We start from the raw sequence: 15,656 nt of genomic DNA, 5'->3' as shown, positions 1-15,656 counted from the left end.
GATGTCGTCCGCGAAGTCGTGGCCGGGCCGGACGGTGACCGGCCCGGACTGAAGTGTTATCACATGATCTTCACGGCGCGTTCACAGTCTCGCGGAAACGCACTCGCGCGAGGGACGCGCTGTCCGGGCCGTCACCGCGTGCCGCCACAATGGGGGGATGACCGACAGTCCCGCCCGTCCGGCCCCCCTCGCCGACCCGCACCTCGTCTACGACCCCGCCCCCGGAGGCGGCCCCAAGGACGTGGTCATCCTCGGCTCCACCGGATCCATCGGCACCCAGGCCATCGACCTCGTGCTGCGCAACCCCGACCGCTTCCGGGTCACCGCCCTGTCCGCGAACGGCGGCCGGCCGGCGCTCCTCGCCGAGCAGGCGCACCGGCTGCGGGTGCGGACCGTGGCGGTCGCCCGCGAGGACGTCGTACCCGCGCTGCGCGAGGCGCTCGCCGCCGAGTACGGCGGCGCGGAGCCGCTGCCCGAGATCCTCGCCGGACCCGAAGCGGCCACCCAGGTCGCCGCCTCCGACTGCCACACCGTGCTCAACGGCATCACCGGCTCCATCGGCCTCGCACCGACCCTCGCCGCCCTGGAGGCGGGCCGCACCCTCGCGCTCGCCAACAAGGAGTCGTTGATCGTCGGCGGCCCGCTGGTCACGGCGCTGGCGAAGCCGGGCCAGATCATCCCGGTGGACTCCGAGCACGCCGCCCTGTTCCAGGCGCTCGCCGCCGGCACCCGGGCCGACGTCCGCAAGCTCGTCGTCACCGCCTCCGGCGGCCCCTTCCGCGGCCGGACCAGGGAGGAACTGGCACACGTCACCGTCGCGGACGCCCTCGCCCACCCCACGTGGGCCATGGGCCCGGTCATCACGGTCAACTCCGCGACCCTGGTCAACAAGGGACTGGAGGTCATCGAGGCCCACCTCCTCTACGACATTCCCTTCGACCGCATTGAGGTGGTCGTGCACCCGCAGTCGTATGTCCACTCGATGGTCGAGTTCACCGACGGATCCACGATCGCCCAGGCGACGCCCCCCGACATGCGCGGGCCCATCGCCATCGGACTGGGCTGGCCCGAACGTGTCCCGGACGCGGCCCCCGCGTTCGACTGGAGCAAGGCCTCCACCTGGGAGTTCTTCCCGCTGGACAACGAGGCCTTCCCCTCGGTGGACCTCGCCCGGCACGTGGGGCGGCTCGCGGGCACGGCCCCGGCGGTGTTCAATGCCGCCAACGAGGAGTGCGTCGCGGCCTTCCTGAGCGGCGCGCTGCCCTTCAACGGGATCATGGATACCGTCACCCGGGTGGTGGAGGAGCACGGCACCCCGGTCACGGGAACCTCACTCACGGTGTCGGACGTCCTCGAAGCGGAGACCTGGGCGAGAGCCCGGGCCCGCGAACTCACAGCCACGACGGCGACCGCGGAGGCGCGTGCATGACGACCTTGATGTTCATCCTCGGCATAGTGGTCTTCGCGGTCGGCCTGCTCGTCTCGATCGCGTGGCACGAGCTGGGGCACCTGTCCACGGCCAAGCTCTTCGGCATCCGCGTGCCGCAGTACATGGTCGGCTTCGGCCCGACCATCTGGTCACGCAGGAAGGGCGAGACCGAGTACGGCATCAAGGCGATCCCGCTCGGCGGCTACATCCGCATGATCGGCATGTTCCCGCCGGACGACCAGGGCCGGGTCTCCGCCCGCTCCACTTCCCCGTGGCGCGGCATGATCGAGGACGCCCGCTCGGCGGCCTTCGAGGAGCTCCAGCCGGGCGACGAGACGCGCATGTTCTACACGCGCAAGCCGTGGAAGCGGGTCATCGTCATGTTCGCGGGCCCCTTCATGAACCTGGTGCTCGCGGTCGCCCTCTTCCTCACGGTGCTGATGGGCTTCGGCATCCAGAAGGAGACCACCGTCGTGGAATCCGTCTCGCCCTGCGTCATCGCGCAGAGCCAGCACCGCGACACCTGCAGGAAGTCAGACCCGTCGTCCCCGGCCGCCCAGGCCGGCATGAAGGCGGGTGACAGGATCGTCTCCTTCGCCGGCAAGCCGACCAGGGACTGGAACACGCTCTCGGACCTCATCCGGGACAGCGCCGGGAAGAACGTCGCCTTCGTCGTCGACCGCGACGGCCGGGAAGTGACCCTGCACGCGAAGATCGCCACGAACCAGGTCGCCAAGAAGGACGCCGGCGGCAACTACGTCGACGGCTACGTCAAGGCCGGCTTCCTCGGCTTCAGCCCCGCCACCGGCGTCGTCAAACAGGACTTCGGCGAGTCCGTGACCTGGATGACCGACCGGGTCGGCGACGCCGTCGACTCCCTCGTCGCCCTGCCCGGCAAGATCCCGGCCCTGTGGGACGCGGCCTTCGGCGACGGCCCGCGCGAGCCGGACTCCCCGATGGGCATCGTCGGCGCCGCCCGGGTCACCGGCGAGATCGCCACCCTGGACATCCCCGCCTCACAGCAGCTCGCCATGTTCGTGTTCGTGCTGGCCGGCTTCAACCTCTCCCTGTTCCTGTTCAACATGCTCCCGCTGCTCCCGCTCGACGGCGGGCACATCGCGGGCGCCCTGTGGGAGTCGCTGCGGCGGAACCTGGCCCGGGTGCTGCGCCGGCCCGACCCCGGACCGTTCGACGTCGCCAAGCTGATGCCGGTGGCGTACGTGGTGGCCGGGATCTTCGTCTGCTTCACCGTCCTGGTGCTGATCGCCGACGTGGTGAACCCGGTGAAAATCTCCTAGCCATCCGTCGTTCACCGCGGCCCGGACCCCTCGGGATCCGGGCCGCATTCCATCGGGTGGGTTTACGGGCGGGATGTGCTGACGCGGGGCCCGGTGCCGTAATCTCAAAGCCTGGAGCCCGCCGTTGCACGGGACCGGACCTTGATCCACGACTTGGGGTTGCACAGCAGATGACTGCGATTTCTCTCGGCATGCCGTCCGTTCCGACCAAGCTCGCCGAGCGCCGGAAGAGCCGGCAGATCCAGGTCGGAAGCGTGGCGGTCGGCGGAGACGCGCCCGTCTCGGTCCAGTCGATGACCACGACCCGCACGTCCGACATCGGCGCCACCCTCCAGCAGATCGCCGAGCTGACCGCGTCCGGCTGCCAGATCGTCCGTGTGGCCTGCCCCACCCAGGACGACGCCGACGCCCTCGCCACCATCGCGAAGAAGTCCCAGATCCCGGTGATCGCGGACATCCACTTCCAGCCGAAGTACGTCTTCGCGGCCATCGAGGCCGGCTGCGCCGCCGTCCGCGTCAACCCCGGCAACATCAAGCAGTTCGACGACAAGGTCAAGGAGATCGCCAAGGCCGCCAAGGACCACGGCACCCCGATCCGCATCGGCGTCAACGCCGGCTCCCTGGACAAGCGCCTGCTCCAGAAGTACGGCAAGGCCACCCCCGAGGCCCTGGTCGAGTCCGCCCTGTGGGAGGCGTCCCTCTTCGAGGAACACGACTTCCGCGACATCAAGATCTCCGTCAAGCACAACGACCCGGTCGTGATGATCGAGGCGTACCGGCAGCTCGCCGAACAGTGCGACTACCCCCTCCACCTCGGCGTCACCGAGGCCGGCCCCGCCTTCCAGGGCACGATCAAGTCGGCCGTCGCCTTCGGCGCCCTGCTCTCCCAGGGCATCGGCGACACGATCCGGGTCTCCCTCTCGGCCCCGCCGGTCGAGGAGGTCAAGGTCGGCCTCCAGATCCTCCAGTCGCTCGGCCTGCGCCAGCGCGGCCTGGAGATCGTCTCCTGCCCGTCGTGCGGCCGCGCCCAGGTCGACGTCTACAAGCTCGCCGAAGAGGTCACCGCCGGCCTGACCGGCATGGAGGTCCCGCTCCGCGTCGCCGTCATGGGCTGCGTCGTCAACGGGCCCGGTGAGGCCCGCGAGGCCGACCTCGGCGTCGCCTCCGGCAACGGCAAGGGCCAGATCTTCGTCAAGGGCGAGGTCATCAAGACCGTCCCCGAGTCCAAGATCGTGGAAACCCTCATCGAGGAAGCCATGAAGCTGGCGGAGCAGATGGAGGCCGAGGGCGTCGCCTCCGGCGAACCCTCGGTGTCGGTGGCGGGCTGAGTTTCCGACACCAGCGGGACCGCGCCCCGAAGGGGGCGCGGTCCCGCTGTGCGGCTCCGCCGCGTGGGCGCGAGCGACCACGACCGGCCCGCAGTCGCCGACGATTCCGGCCTCCCGGCCTCGGAGGCGCACCGCAAAGCCGGCGCAGCTATAGTGCGGAGATCAGCAGACCCCCAGCGTGAGGCCCCGCACGTGTTGACCCAGACCACCTCACGAGTGCTCGAACCGGGCGACCTGGACGCCGCGCTCGCCGTCCTCGACCGCGAGCCGGTCGCGAACGCCTTCGTGACCTCGCGGGTCCAGGTCGCGGGCCTCGACCCCTGGCGGCTCGGCGGCGAGATGTGGGGCTGGTACGAGGACGGCATGCTCACGTCCCTGTGCTACGCGGGCGCCAACCTCGTGCCGATCTGCGCCACCCCCCGCGCCGTCCGCGCCTTCGCCGACCGTGCCCGGCGGGCCGGCCGGCGCTGCTCCTCCATCGTCGGCCCCGCCGACGCCACCGCCGCGCTGTGGCGGCTGCTGGAGCCGCACTGGGGCCCGGCCCGCGAGGTCCGCGCCCACCAGCCGCTGATGGTCACCGACCGCATGCCGGCCGACATCACCCCGGACCCCTACGTCCGCCGCGTCCGCAAGGACGAGATGGAGACGATCATGCCGGCGTGCGTCGCGATGTTCACCGAGGAGGTCGGCGTCTCGCCCCTCGCCGGCGACGGCGGCCTGCTCTACCAGGCCCGGGTCGCCGAACTCGTCGGCTCCGGCCGCTCCTTCGCCCGCGTCGACGACCAGGGCCGGGTCGTGTTCAAGGCCGAGATCGGCGCGGCCACCCCCCAGGCCTGCCAGATCCAGGGCGTGTGGGTGGCCCCCGAGTACCGGGGCAGGGGCCTGGCGGCCCCCGGCATGGCGGCCGTACTGCGCTACGCCCTGGCCGATGTGGCCCCGGTGGTCAGCCTGTACGTGAACGACTTCAACACCGCGGCGCGCAGGACGTACCGCAGGGTGGGCTTCCATGAGGTGGGTGCCTTCATGAGCGTGCTGTTCTGACCGCCCTGTACGCTCCCGGCATGGACCTCGTGATCGGCCCCCTGGACCTCACTGCCCACGTGGACGAGGCCCTGGCCGTCCAAGCCGTCGCCTTCGGGCTCGGCCCGGACGAAGTCGCCGTACGCCGCCAGATCGTCCAGCGGCACATGCAGTACCGCGGTGCGCGCGCCTACGGCGCCACCGTACGGGGACGGCTCGTCGGTTTCGTCTACGGCATGCCCAACAGCCGTACGCACTGGTGGTCCACCGTCGTCGAGCCCTACCTGCGCGCGGGCGGCAACGACTTCTGGCTGGACGACTCCTTCGTCATCACCGAACTGCACGTCCACCCCGACCACCAGAACCGCGGCATCGGCCGGCGTCTGATCACCACCATCACCGACACCGCCGACGAACCCCGCTCGATCCTCTCCGCGATCGACACCGACAGCCCCGCCCGCGGCCTCTACCACTCCCTCGGCTACGTCGACCTCGCCCGCCGGGTCCACTTCCCGAGCGCGGCGAGGCCGTACGCCGTGATGGGCGCCCCCCTGCCGCTGCGCCGGCGATAACCGATTTCCACCGGCACAGGCGGCCCGGCTAACCTCCATGCCATCACCCTTTCCCGGCAGGAGTACGAGAACCATGGCCAACGCACCGGTCCAGCGCATGTCCCAGTTGATGGCGAAGACGCTGCGCGACGACCCGGCGGACGCCGAGGTCCTCAGCCACAAGCTCCTCGTCCGCGCCGGCTACGTCCGCCGCACGGCCGCCGGCATCTGGAGCTGGCTGCCCCTCGGCAAGAAGGTCCTCGCCAACATCGAGCGCGTCGTCCGCGAGGAGATGGACGCCATCGGCGCCCAGGAGGTCACGCTGCCCGCCCTGCTGCCGCGTGAGCCCTACGAGGCCACCGGCCGCTGGGACGAGTACGGCCAGGAGCTGTTCCGGCTCAAGGACCGCAAGGGCGGCGACTACCTCCTCGGCCCCACCCACGAGGAGATCTTCACCCTCCTGGTCAAGGACCAGTGCACGTCCTACAAGGACCTGCCGGTGATCCTCTACCAGATCCAGACCAAGTTCCGTGACGAGGCCCGGCCCCGCGCCGGCATCCTGCGCGGCCGCGAGTTCCTGATGAAGGACTCGTACTCCTTCGACCTGGACGACGAGGGCCTCGGCCGGTCCTACGCCCTGCACCGCGAGGCCTACCAGCGCGTCTTCGCGCGACTCGGCCTCGACTACCGCATCGTCGCGGCCACCGCCGGCGCCATGGGCGGCTCCAAGTCCGAGGAGTTCCTCGCCCCGGCCGAGGCGGGCGAGGACACCTTCGCCGACTGCCCGAACTGCGACTTCGCCGCCAACACCGAAGCGATCACGTACGAGCTGAAGCCGGTGGACGCCTCCGGCGTGCCCGCCGCCGAGGACATCCCGACCCCCGACACCCCGACCATCGAGACGCTGGCCGCCTCGCTCGGCGTCCCGGCCTCCGCCACGCTGAAGAACCTGCTGGTCAAGGTGGACGGCGAGATCGTCGCCGTGGGCGTGCCCGGAGACCGCGAGGTGGACCTGGGCAAGGTCGAGGCGCACTTCGCCCCGGCCACCGTCGAGATGGTCACCGAGGCGGACTTCGCCGAGCGCACCGACCTGGTCCGCGGCTACGTCGGCCCGCAGGGCCTGGGTGAGAAGGTGAAGTACATCGCCGACCCGCGCGTGGCCCCCGGCACCGCCTGGATCACCGGCGCCAACAAGGAGCACACGCACGCCAAGAACGTCGTCGCCGGCCGGGACTTCGAGGTCGACGAGTACGTGGACGTCGTGGTGGTCCAGGAGGGCGACCCCTGCCCCAGGTGCGGCACCGGTCTGAAGCTGGACCGCGCCATCGAGATCGGCCACATCTTCCAGCTCGGCCGCAAGTACACCGACGCCCTCAAGCTGGACGTCCTCGGCCAGAACGGCAAGCCGGTCCGCGTGACCATGGGCTCCTACGGCATCGGTGTCTCCCGTGCCGTCGCCGCGCTCGCCGAGCAGACCGCCGACGAGCACGGCCTGGTGTGGCCCAAGGAGATCGCCCCGGCCGACGTGCACGTCGTCGCCGCCGGCAAGGCGCTCCAGACCGAGCTGGCCCTCGACGTCTCCGACAAGCTCGCCGCCGCGGGCGTCCGTGTCCTGGTGGACGACCGGGCCGGGGTCTCCCCGGGCGTGAAGTTCACCGACGCCGAGCTGATCGGCGTCCCGCAGATCCTGGTCGCCGGCCGCCGCTCCGGCGAGGGCGTCCTGGAGCTGAAGGACCGCAAGACCGGCGAGCGCGAGGAACTGACCGTCGAGGACGCGATCGTCCGCCTGACCGCACAGTGAGCGACGAGCAGCGGTAGGGGAACACCCCGGGTCCTCCCGGGGTGTTCGGAGGTGGCGCCAGTCGTCCGGGGGCGGCTCGCGCAGTGGCCGGGCTCACTCGGGGTTGGTTCGTGAAGTGGCCATGGTCGTCCGGGGGCGGCCCGCGCAGCGGCCGGGCTCGCTTGGGGCCGGGCTCGCTTGGGGCCGGGGTCGTGAAGTGGCCGCCCTCACCTGGGGCCCGGCCAGCGACATGGCCACGCGCACCTCTCGCGACATGGCCACACTCACCTAGAGCCAGCTCGCGAACTCCAGCAGGAGTTCCGCGTCCTTCTCGCGGCCGACCCGGCGCGCCCGCACCCCGGACTCCACCGCCCGGAACAGCGTCCAGCCCCGCAGCCGTTCCTGGTCGACCTCCAGCGACTCGGCGAGCCGCTTGATCCGGCGCCGGGTGGTGGACGGCCCGGACGGTGTCGCGATCAGATCCTCCACCCGGTCCCGCACCAGCCGCGCCAGATCGAAGGCGCTCTCGCCGACCACCGGGTCCGGGCCCACCGCCAGCCAGGGCATCCGCTCCCCGGAGAGCACCTTGCTCTGCCGGAACGTGCCGTGCAGCAGCAACTGCTCGGGCGGCGCGGCCAGCAGCTCCGCACGGGCCGCGAGGGCCGCCTCCACCAGCGGGGCCGCCTCCGGATCGGTCCCGGCGCCCGCCCGTATCGCCACCGCCTGCCGCCCGGTCCGCTCGGCGACGGTCTCGAAGACATGGCCGGCCGGCGGCGCCACCCACAGCCTGCGCAGCGTCCCCGCCGCCTCCAGCAGCGCCTTCGCCTCCGGCAACGACCGCACCGACACGTCCGGGTGCAGCCGCTCCAGCAGCAGCGCCCCGTCCTCCGCCTCGGCTTCCAGCAGCTGTACGGCACCCAGCCCGCCCCAGTGCGCCAGCGCCGCCCGCTCGCTCTCCGGGCGGGCCCGGGGCGGCGCCAGCTTCAGTACGGCCGGGGTGCCGTCCGCCCGCCGCACCAGCACCACCAGACTGCTGCGCCCGCCCGGCACCTGCACCCGCTCGACGGTCAACTCGCGCCGGGCGACGGCCCGCTCGGCCGCCGCGGGCAGCCGCGCCAGCCAGTCGTCCCCGGCCGGTGCCGTCTCACCGAGCGCCCGCACCAGGCGCTGCGGCGGTTCGAAAGCCATGCGCGAGTCGTTCCCTTCGTCTCCTGTGCTGCCGGGACCCCGCCCGAGTCTCCCGTCCTGATCCTGCTCCCGATCGTGACCGGTGCCTGCCCGCCGTCCTGCCGTCCTTCCGTTCCGCCCTCGCGCCGTCACGGGCCGTCCGGGGAACGGCCCCGGGCGGCCGTGCCGGCGGTCAACGCGCCGGCGACCCGGACGGCGACGGTGCCGTGCCGGCCGCGCCCGTCCGTTCGCCGGACCGCTCGGCCAGACCAGGGAAGGCTACGCTCCCCCCGCTCCAGCGCACCGCCCGCACCGCGGCTTCCCGCAGCGCGCCGGCCGCGTCGGTCCGCCGGGCGCCGCTCGTGGCCCGCACCAGGTCCGCGTACACCCCGGCCAGCCGCTCCTCCAGCCGTGCGGCCAGCCGCAGCGCGGCCGCCCCGTCCTCGACCGGGAACGGCAACGCGTACGCGGCGCTCGCGGCGACCGGCGCGCCGCCCAGGTCGCGCACGGCGCGCACCAGCGCGTCCCGGCGCGCGCGGTGGGCGTCGTACGCCGACCGCGCCTCCGCCCGGCGCCGCTCGCCGATCCGTCCGCCCACGACGCCGTACCCGTACACGGCCGCGTGCTCCGCCGCCAGCGCGGCCTGCAGTGCGGTCAGCTCGGCCTTCCCGGCCTGCTCGGTCCCGTCGCTCACCTGGCCCCCTCCGTCAGCAGGTACGCGTGCGCCGCCCCGGCCGCCGCGACCGACGCCAGCAGCCGCGCCAGCTCGCCCGGCGCCTCCAGCAGGTCCTTGGCACGCTGGTCGGCGAGGGCGCGCTCGGCGGCGGCCAGCCCGGCGACGGCGTCCTTCTCGCCCGCCGGCACGGGAGCGGCGGAGGCGGTGGCCGTCGCGGAAGGCGTGGGCGCCGTACGGTCCGTGAAGGCCGCCGCGTGCGCCGCGACCTGGGCCCGCAGCGGGTGCAGCCGCTCCGCCAGCCCGGGATGCGCGGCGAGCACGGCGTCGTACCGCGCCAGCAGCACCCGGCTGTCCCGCGCCGCACGCGCGCGTGCCCGCTGCGTGGCCGACGGGCCGTCGTCGCCGGACTCCGGCCCGGCCGAGCAGCCCGTCAGCAGGGCGCCGCCGGCGGCCGAGGCGAGCAGGGTTCTTCTGCGCGGCCCCGAGGGCACGCGCGAGGGCGGGGGGTACGGCACGGCTGACGTCCTCGGGGGCTCGTACGAACATACGGGCGGGAACGCCGGCCCGCCGTTGATCACGGTACCCGCGAGTCCCTCCGCCTCGCGTCACCGGCTCGACGGCCGACCCGTGCACGGCGGCACCCCGGGCCTCTCGTGCGAACCGGCCCCCGTCGGAGGCAGTACCCTTTGATCAGACACGCGACCCATCCCACAACAGCACACGCGGCCGAGGAGTCACCCGGATGAGCACCACCCAGAGCGAGAGGCTGCGAGAGCTGCTGGAACCGCTCGTCACCTCCCAGGGGCTGGATCTCGAAGAGATCGCCGTGGACTCCGTCGGACGCAAGCGGGTGCTGCGCGTGGTCGTCGACTCCGACACCGGGGCGGACCTGGACGCCATCGCCGATGTGAGCCGCGCGCTCTCGGCGAAGCTGGACGAGACGAACGCGATGGGTGACGCCGCGTACGACCTGGAGGTCGGAACCCCCGGCGCGGAGCGCCTCCTCACCGAGCACCGGCACTTCGTGCGCGCCACCGACCGGCTCGTGAGGTTCCAGCTCACGGAGGGCGGCGAGCTGGTCGCGCGGATCCTGAAGGTCGACGACGAGGGGATCGACGTCGAGGTGCCCGGCGTGAAGGGCCGCAAGGCCACCGCCCGCAGACTCGGCTTCCCGGAGATCGCCAAGGCGCGCGTGCAGGTCGAGTTCAACCGCAAGGACAGCGCCGGCCCGGCCGGCGAGAAGGACATGAAGGAAGAGGAGGAGGCGTAGCCGTGGACATCGACATGAGCGCCCTGCGGGGCTTGGTTCGGGAGAAGGAGATCTCCTTCGACCTGCTGGTCGAGGCGATCGAGTCGGCCCTCCTCATCGCCTACCACCGCACCGAGGGAAGCCGCCGACACGCGCGCGTGGAGCTCAACCGGGAGACCGGGCATGTGACCGTGTGGGCGAAGGAGGACCCCGAGGACCTCGCCGAGGGGCAGGAGCCCCGCGAGTTCGACGACACCCCGTCCGGCTTCGGCCGCATCGCCGCCACCACCGCCAAGCAGGTCATCCTGCAGCGGCTGCGCGACGCCGAGGACGACGCGACGCTCGGCGAGTACGCCGGCCGCGAGGGCGACATCGTCACCGGTGTGGTCCAGCAGGGCCGCGACCCGAAGAACGTGCTCGTGGACATCGGCAAGCTGGAGGCCATCCTGCCGGTGCAGGAGCAGGTGCCCGGCGAGACCTACCCGCACGGCATGCGCCTGAGGTCGTACGTCGTCCGGGTGGCCAAGGGCGTGCGCGGGCCGTCCGTCACCCTCTCCCGCACGCACCCGAACCTGGTGAAGAAGCTCTTCGCCCTGGAGGTGCCGGAGATCGCCGACGGCTCGGTGGAGATCGCCGCGATCGCCCGTGAGGCCGGTCACCGCACCAAGATCGCCGTACGGTCCACCCGTTCGGGCCTGAACGCCAAGGGCGCCTGCATCGGCCCCATGGGCGGCCGCGTGCGCAACGTGATGGGCGAACTGAACGGCGAGAAGATCGACATCGTCGACTGGTCGGACGACCCGGCGGAGATGGTCGCGAACGCCCTGTCACCCGCTCGGGTGAGCAAGGTGGAGGTCGTCGACATGGCCGCCCGGTCCGCCCGGGTGACCGTGCCGGACTACCAGCTGTCGCTGGCGATCGGCAAGGAGGGGCAGAACGCCCGCCTGGCGGCCCGGCTGACCGGCTGGCGGATCGACATCCGGCCCGACACCGAGCAGGCCGGGGAGTAGACCGGGGAGCAGATCGGGGCGCCGGGGGAATAGATCCAGGCCGCCCGGCGCTGAGATCACGACAACAGCCGTTCGATTCTTGCCCCGAAGGGGTGAGGTCGGTACGGGGAGGTAGACTTAACTGTGTCTGGCCGGACGCACGCCCGAGCATGCCCTGAACGCACCTGTGTGGGGTGCCGGGAGCGGGCGGCCAAGAACGATCTCCTGCGGATCGTGGAGATCGAGGACGCCTGCGTCCCCGATCCTCGCGGTACGCTGCCCGGCCGGGGTGCCTATGTACACCCCGCCCTGGTCTGTCTCGACCAGGCGGTACGCCGCCGGGCGTTCCCGCGGGCACTGCGCGTCCCGGGACCGCTCGACACAAAGGCGTTGCGCCGATACGTCGAGCAGACAACAGTTGCCGAGCAGGCAACGCCGTAAGACAAGCCGCACGGAACCCCGTGCGGTCTGGTACCTCGCGAGTCGAAAGCAGGTCGAGATTGCGATGAGCACTCGATGAGTACGCGATGAGTACGCCCATGAACTAGCGACGGTCCGGCTTCAACCCGGACCTCAAAGGAGCGAAGTGGCTAAGGTCCGGGTCTACGAACTCGCCAAGGAGTTCGGTGTCGAGAGCAAGGTCGTCATGGCCAAGCTCCAGGAACTCGGTGAATTCGTCCGTTCGGCGTCTTCGACCATCGAAGCGCCGGTTGTACGCAAGCTGACCGACGCCTTCCAGGGCGGTGGCAACGGCAAGTCCGCCGGCAAGCCCGCCCCGCGCAAGGCTGCCCCCAGGCCCGCCGCGCCCTCTCCGGCGCAGGCGGCACGTCCGGCTGCCCCGGCCCCGAGGCCGGCGGCCCCCAAGCCTCCGACGGCGCCCGCTGCCCAGCAGCCGGCCGCCCCGTCGGCCCCCTCGGCGCCCGCCCAGGCCCCGACCCCGGGCCCGCGCCCGGTGCCGGGTCCCAAGCCCGCGCCGCGTCCGGCCCCGGCCGCCCCGGAGTTCACCGCTCCGCCGGCCCCGGCCGCGCAGACCCCGCAGGCTCCGGCCGCCCAGGGTCCGCGTCCCGGCGCCCGTCCCGGCGCCCCGAAGCCCGGTGGCGCCCGTCCGGCCGCCGGCCAGGGCCAGGGTGCCCGTCCGGGTCAGGGCGGCGCCCGCCCCGGTGGCCAGGCCGCGCGTCCCGGTGCCCGTCCGGCCGGTCCGCGCCCGGGCAACAACCCCTTCACCTCCGGCGGCAACGCCGGTATGGCCCGTCCGCAGGCCCCGCGCCCGCAGGGCGGCCCGCGTCCCGGCCCCGGCGGTGCCCCCGGCGCCGGTCCCCGTCCGCAGGCGCCCGGCGCCCAGGGCGGCGGTCCGCGTCCGCAGGCTCCGGGCGGTCCCCGTCCGTCGCCGGCCGGCATGCCCCGGCCGCAGGGCGGTCCGCGTCCCGGCCCGGCCGGTCCGCGTCCGAACCCCGGCATGATGCCGCAGCGTCCCGCTGCCGGTCCGCGTCCCGGCCCCGGCGGCGGTCGCGGCCCGGCCGGTGCCGGTCGTCCCGGCGGCGGCGGTCGTCCCGGTGGCGGCGGCTTCGCCGGCCGTCCCGGTGGCGGCGGCGGTGCCCGTCCGGGCGGTGGCGGCGGTTTCGCCGGCCGTCCCGGTGGTGGCGGCGGCTTCGGCGGCGGTCCCGGTGGTGGCGGCGGTGGCCGTCCCGGCTTCGGTGGCCGTCCCGGCGGTCCCGGTGGCCGCGGTGGCACGCAGGGCGCCTTCGGCCGTCCCGGCGGTCCGGCGCGTCGTGGCCGCAAGTCGAAGCGGCAGCGTCGCCAGGAGTACGAGGCCATGCAGGCCCCGAGCGTCGGCGGCGTGATGCTGCCGCGCGGCAACGGTGAGACCATCCGTCTCTCCCGCGGCGCGTCGCTCACCGACTTCGCGGAGAAGATCAACGCCAACCCGGCGTCCCTCGTCGCGGTCATGATGAACCTCGGCGAGATGGTCACCGCGACCCAGTCCGTCTCCGACGAGACCCTCCAGCTCCTCGCCGACGAGATGAACTACACGGTTCAGATCGTCAGCCCGGAGGAGGAGGACCGCGAGCTGCTCGAGTCCTTCGACATCGAGTTCGGCGAGGACGAGGGCTCCGACGAGGACCTGGTGGTCCGTCCGCCGGTCGTGACCGTCATGGGTCACGTCGACCACGGTAAGACGCGACTGCTCGACGCCATCCGCAAGACGAACGTCATCGCGGGCGAGGCCGGCGGCATCACCCAGCACATCGGTGCCTACCAGGTCGCGACCGAGGTCAACGACGAAGAGCGCAAGATCACCTTCATCGACACCCCGGGTCACGAGGCGTTCACCGCCATGCGTGCCCGTGGTGCGAAGTCGACCGACATCGCCATCCTGGTCGTCGCGGCCAACGACGGCGTCATGCCGCAGACGGTCGAGGCGCTCAACCACGCCAAGGCGGCCGACGTGCCGATCGTCGTCGCGGTCAACAAGATCGACGTCGAGGGCGCGGACCCGACCAAGGTGCGCGGTCAGCTGACCGAGTACGGCCTGGTGGCCGAGGAGTACGGCGGCGACACCATGTTCGTCGACATCTCCGCCAAGCAGGGTCTGCACATCGACTCGCTGCTGGAGGCCGTGATCCTCACGGCCGACGCCTCGCTCGACCTGCGGGCCAACCCGAACCAGGACGCGCAGGGCATCTCGATCGAGTCCCGTCTCGACCGCGGCCGTGGTGCCGTGGCGACGGTCCTCGTCCAGCGAGGCACGCTGCGGGTCGGCGACACGATGGTCGTGGGCGACGCCTACGGTCGTGTGCGCGCCATGCTCGACGACAACGGCAACAACGTCGCCGAGGCCGGCCCGTCGACGCCGGTCCAGGTCCTGGGCCTGACCAACGTCCCGGGTGCGGGTGACAACTTCCTGGTGGTCGACGAGGACCGTACGGCCCGTCAGATCGCCGAGAAGCGTGCCGCCCGTGAGCGCAACGCGGCCTTCGCGAAGCGCACGCGCCGCGTGTCCCTGGAGGACCTGGACAAGGTGCTCAAGGCCGGCGAGGTCCAGCAGCTGAACCTGATCATCAAGGGTGACGCTTCTGGTTCGGTCGAGGCCCTGGAGTCCTCCCTGCTCCAGCTGGACGTCGGCGAAGAGGTCGACATCCGCGTCCTGCACCGCGGCGTCGGTGCGGTCACGGAGTCCGACATCGACCTGGCGATGGGCTCGGACGCCATCGTGATCGGCTTCAACGTCCGCGCGGCCGGCCGCGCGGCGCAGATGGCCGAGCGCGAGGGCGTGGACGTCCGGTACTACTCGGTCATCTACCAGGCGATCGAGGAGATCGAGGCGGCCCTCAAGGGCATGCTCAAGCCGGAGTACGAAGAGGTCGAGCTCGGCACGGCGGAGATCCGCGAGGTCTTCCGTTCGTCCAAGCTGGGCAACATCGCGGGTGTGCTCATCCGCTCCGGCGAGGTCCGCCGCAACACCAAGGCGCGCCTCATCCGCGACGGCAAGGTCATCGCGGAGAACCTCACCATCGAGGGCCTGCGTCGCTTCAAGGACGACGTCACCGAGATCCGCGAAGGCTACGAGGGTGGTATCAACCTCGGGAACTTCAACGACATCAAGGTCGACGACGTCATCGCGACGTACGAGATGCGGGAGAAGCCGCGGGCGTAACGCCTGTGGTTCGTGCTGGCCGGCGGGACTGCGGTCCCGTCGGCCAGCGCGCCGTTTTCCGCCCGGGTGCCGGCCCGGCCGACCGCACCGAAACCCTGTCGAGCCACCGGCGGGTACGCGGTACGGTTCTTGATGTCCCCGGCCACACGGACCCGGGGCCATCGATCCCGTACCGGCGGGTGAACCGGTTGCACACATGTACGTGGGGACTCTGTCCTTCGACCTCCTCCTCGGCGACGTCCACTCGCTGAAGGAGAAGCGCTCCGTCGTCCGCCCGATCGTCGCCGAACTCCAGCGGAAGTACGCCGTGAGCGCGGCCGAGGTGGACCACATGAACCTCCACCGGCGGGCGATCATCGGCCTCGCCGCGGTCTCCGGCGACGCCGCGCACCTCACCGACGTACTGGACCGGTGCGAGCGGCTGGTCGCCGGCCGCCCAGAGGTGGAGCTGCTGTCCGTGCGACGGCGCTTCCACGGCGACGACGACTGACCACGAAACGCAAGCAAGAGAAAG

General features: G+C 72.2%; 14 protein-coding genes. 11 read left to right on the top strand and 3 right to left on the bottom strand.

Translation table 11 applies throughout. The features are described from left to right. Positions 1-157 precede the first annotated feature (157 nt). The 6 genes from dxr to C3492_RS08290 all read left to right on the top strand — a co-directional run bounded on the left by dxr (position 158) and on the right by C3492_RS08290 (position 7,427). Positions 158-1,429: a 1-deoxy-D-xylulose-5-phosphate reductoisomerase gene (gene dxr, locus C3492_RS08315; protein WP_103811107.1), complete on the top strand. Its 1,272-nt coding sequence runs from the start codon at positions 158-160 to the stop codon at positions 1,427-1,429. Further along, the gene (locus C3492_RS08310) at positions 1,426-2,727 is read left to right on the top strand and encodes an RIP metalloprotease (protein ID WP_103811106.1); all 1,302 of its coding nucleotides are present in this window, start codon (positions 1,426-1,428) and stop codon (positions 2,725-2,727) included. Before dxr ends, C3492_RS08310 begins: the two co-directional genes overlap by 4 nt. 170 nt (positions 2,728-2,897) lie before the next feature. Further along, positions 2,898-4,055 (top strand): flavodoxin-dependent (E)-4-hydroxy-3-methylbut-2-enyl-diphosphate synthase, encoded by a 1,158-nt coding sequence (gene ispG / locus C3492_RS08305; protein WP_058082097.1) that lies wholly within the window; start codon positions 2,898-2,900, stop codon positions 4,053-4,055. Between the two features lie 192 nt (positions 4,056-4,247). After that, entirely contained in the window at positions 4,248-5,096 is an 849-nt protein-coding gene (locus C3492_RS08300) for a GNAT family N-acetyltransferase (RefSeq protein ID WP_103811105.1), read from the top strand. Between the two features lie 20 nt (positions 5,097-5,116). Next, on the top strand, positions 5,117-5,647 hold the full coding sequence (locus tag C3492_RS08295; RefSeq protein WP_103811104.1) for a GNAT family N-acetyltransferase: 531 nt from the start codon (positions 5,117-5,119) through the stop codon (positions 5,645-5,647). A gap of 73 nt (positions 5,648-5,720) precedes the next feature. Next, positions 5,721-7,427 (top strand): proline--tRNA ligase, encoded by a 1,707-nt coding sequence (locus C3492_RS08290; protein WP_103811103.1) that lies wholly within the window; start codon positions 5,721-5,723, stop codon positions 7,425-7,427. Positions 7,428-7,694: 267 nt separating this feature from the next. Here the strand turns inward: C3492_RS08290 and C3492_RS08285 are convergent, their stop codons facing one another. The 3 genes from C3492_RS08285 to C3492_RS08275 all read right to left on the bottom strand — a co-directional run bounded on the left by C3492_RS08285 (position 7,695) and on the right by C3492_RS08275 (position 9,764). Continuing rightward, the gene (locus C3492_RS08285) at positions 7,695-8,594 is read right to left on the bottom strand and encodes an aminoglycoside phosphotransferase family protein (RefSeq protein ID WP_103811102.1); all 900 of its coding nucleotides are present in this window, start codon (positions 8,592-8,594) and stop codon (positions 7,695-7,697) included. A 172-nt stretch (positions 8,595-8,766) separates the two neighbouring features. Next, positions 8,767-9,267, bottom strand: a complete 501-nt coding sequence (locus C3492_RS08280; protein ID WP_103811101.1) for a ferritin-like domain-containing protein — start codon at positions 9,265-9,267, stop codon at positions 8,767-8,769. Continuing rightward, positions 9,264-9,764 carry a hypothetical protein gene (locus C3492_RS08275; RefSeq protein ID WP_103811100.1) on the bottom strand — a complete coding sequence of 167 codons (501 nt, stop codon included), beginning with the start codon at positions 9,762-9,764 and terminating at the stop codon, positions 9,264-9,266. Before C3492_RS08275 ends, C3492_RS08280 begins: the two co-directional genes overlap by 4 nt. Positions 9,765-9,991: 227 nt before the next feature. On the opposite strand from C3492_RS08275, the gene rimP reads away from it, so the two are divergent. From rimP to C3492_RS08245, 5 genes are all read left to right on the top strand, one after another. After that, entirely contained in the window at positions 9,992-10,519 is a 528-nt protein-coding gene (gene rimP / locus C3492_RS08265; protein WP_103811099.1) for a ribosome maturation factor RimP, read from the top strand. A gap of 2 nt (positions 10,520-10,521) precedes the next feature. Next, complete coding sequence (gene nusA / locus C3492_RS08260; protein ID WP_103811098.1) at positions 10,522-11,508, top strand: transcription termination factor NusA; 987 nt, start codon at positions 10,522-10,524, stop codon at positions 11,506-11,508. 123 nt (positions 11,509-11,631) lie between these two features. Next, positions 11,632-11,928, top strand: coding sequence for a YlxR family protein (locus tag C3492_RS08255; protein WP_103811097.1), 297 nt, complete (start codon positions 11,632-11,634; stop codon positions 11,926-11,928). Between the two features lie 145 nt (positions 11,929-12,073). Beyond that, on the top strand, positions 12,074-15,142 hold the full coding sequence (gene infB / locus C3492_RS08250) for a translation initiation factor IF-2 (protein WP_103811096.1): 3,069 nt from the start codon (positions 12,074-12,076) through the stop codon (positions 15,140-15,142). A 196-nt stretch (positions 15,143-15,338) separates the two neighbouring features. Continuing rightward, entirely contained in the window at positions 15,339-15,632 is a 294-nt protein-coding gene (locus C3492_RS08245) for a DUF503 domain-containing protein (protein ID WP_030656066.1), read from the top strand. Positions 15,633-15,656 lie beyond the last annotated feature (24 nt).

Origin of the sequence: Streptomyces sp. Ru62, from assembly GCF_002920615.1 — a bacterium.
In the GTDB taxonomy this organism is placed as follows: Bacteria; Actinomycetota; Actinomycetes; order Streptomycetales; family Streptomycetaceae; genus Streptomyces.
Note: the sequence above shows the minus strand (reverse complement) of the source record. Positions and strands in the feature narration are given on the sequence as shown.

Bases quoted from the DNA above. Each gene is read 5' to 3' on its own strand.
- dxr (WP_103811107.1), top strand. From the start codon at position 158: ATGACCGACAGTCCCGCCCGTCCGGCCCCCCTCGCCGACCCGCACCTC.
- C3492_RS08310 (WP_103811106.1), top strand. From the start codon at position 1,426: ATGACGACCTTGATGTTCATCCTCGGCATAGTGGTCTTCGCGGTCGGC.
- ispG (WP_058082097.1), top strand. From the start codon at position 2,898: ATGACTGCGATTTCTCTCGGCATGCCGTCCGTTCCGACCAAGCTCGCC.
- C3492_RS08295 (WP_103811104.1), top strand. From the start codon at position 5,117: ATGGACCTCGTGATCGGCCCCCTGGACCTCACTGCCCACGTGGACGAG.
- C3492_RS08290 (WP_103811103.1), top strand. From the start codon at position 5,721: ATGGCCAACGCACCGGTCCAGCGCATGTCCCAGTTGATGGCGAAGACG.
- C3492_RS08285 (WP_103811102.1), bottom strand. From the start codon at position 8,594: ATGGCTTTCGAACCGCCGCAGCGCCTGGTGCGGGCGCTCGGTGAGACG.
- rimP (WP_103811099.1), top strand. From the start codon at position 9,992: ATGAGCACCACCCAGAGCGAGAGGCTGCGAGAGCTGCTGGAACCGCTC.
- C3492_RS08245 (WP_030656066.1), top strand. From the start codon at position 15,339: ATGTACGTGGGGACTCTGTCCTTCGACCTCCTCCTCGGCGACGTCCAC.